The sequence below is a fragment of the Vibrio sp. 10N.261.52.C11 genome, assembly GCF_041471405.1.
GTDB classification, from domain to species: domain Bacteria; phylum Pseudomonadota; class Gammaproteobacteria; order Enterobacterales; family Vibrionaceae; genus Vibrio; species Vibrio crassostreae_C.
The window spans coordinates 1-1,366 of the sequence record NZ_JBFROI010000137.1 but is presented as its reverse complement, the minus strand read 5'-3'; the positions used below and the strand labels follow the sequence as shown (position 1 = coordinate 1,366).

Below are 1,366 nucleotides of genomic sequence, written 5' to 3'. Positions count from 1 at the left end.
CTCATTCTATGTACCGATAAGATGGCTTGTTGCTCGGGGGATTTTACGGGTACAAAGCGAGTTGATGGACGCTGAACAGCTTCGCATATGGCAACAGCATCATTAAGGTCGTTCTTTCCTTTAGTTCGATAAGGAATTACGTATTTAACGGCCATAATGCGGGCGTCGTGCCCAAGTTTATTGAGTGTTCTTGCCCAATAATGTGCACCACCACACGCTTCAACGCCTATACGCATGAGTGGCATATTTGCTATTGTAGTCAGTAGTTTAGAGCGAGTTACCGACTTATGAAGTATGACCTTACCATTTTGGTCTACGGCATGAAGACTGAAGTGGTTTTTAGCTAGGTCGATACCGCAGAAATAAGAAAAATCAGACATGGTGCCTCCGGTGCAATTAAGTACCACATAAGTGTGGCAGATCCTCGGTAGGGGGAATCCATGTCATTCGTTAGGCAAATAATATAAATTTATCATTGGGTTTAGGTATGCAGAAAAATAAATTTAGTACTCAAGATTTTCTAAGAGAGCTGGGGAGTGATTTAATTCAAGACTTTGATAAAGCGAGTCGAGCTACAACTCCTGGTATCATCGGTGGTTTGAGAGAATTTGGAGTAAAGAAGAAACTTGAATCTGTTTTACCTAAGATGATTGGTATTGGATCTGGCTGCATTATAGACACTTCAGGAACAGCATCAAATCAAACCGACATCGTTTTATATGAAAAGGATATTTGCCCAATATTCTCAGTTAACGATGATCCACAAGCTACCTACTTTCCGTGCGAAAGTGTCATTGCTGTGGGAGAGATAAAGAGTAGTTTAGGAACCAAAGAACTTAATGATGCCGTAAATAAAATAGCATCGGTCAAGCAATTGAACAGGCATACAGAAAATCCATTTCATTTCAGAAGACTCAACACCACGATGGCTGTTGAGGGGGAATTCGAACAAAGGTTCGATCAGGTAAACAATTACTATGACCAAATATTTGGCTTCATTCTATGTAAAAATTTCACTTTAAACAAAGATACACTGCTAAAAAACTATTTGGAGGCATGTAGGAATCATCCACCGCATCTTTCTCCAAACGCCTTAATTTCATTGAATGATGGTTTGGTTCTGTTTTGGGACGGGTACACTAGTGCTGAGAATATGCATGATGCAAACAAAATAATCTTGTATAAGCACCCTGAAGGTGAATTTCAGTATCTATTGCATAAAATCATATCGGTTGCGAGTAATTGGAGGTCAACAGATGCAGTCCCGACGGAGTCTTACATAATTGGTGACGCCCACAAGAAATCAATCGAAGTAATCGAGGTAGTGTCGTTCAGTTGAAAATTTGCCTAACAAATAAGGATTAAG

Annotated in this window: 2 protein-coding genes; one reads left to right on the top strand and one right to left on the bottom strand. The window is 39.9% G+C overall.

The window, feature by feature from the left end; all coding sequences use genetic code 11:
- On the bottom strand, positions 1 to 380 hold a 380-nt coding region (locus AB4323_RS24390; RefSeq protein WP_372153539.1), incomplete at its 3' end, for a transposase.
- Positions 381 to 487: 107 nt separating this feature from the next.
- Here AB4323_RS24390 and AB4323_RS24385 point away from each other — a divergent pair.
- Positions 488 to 1,339 carry a DUF6602 domain-containing protein gene (locus tag AB4323_RS24385; protein ID WP_372059124.1) on the top strand — a complete coding sequence of 284 codons (852 nt, stop codon included), beginning with the start codon at positions 488 to 490 and terminating at the stop codon, positions 1,337 to 1,339.
- Positions 1,340 to 1,366: the final 27 nt, after the last annotated feature.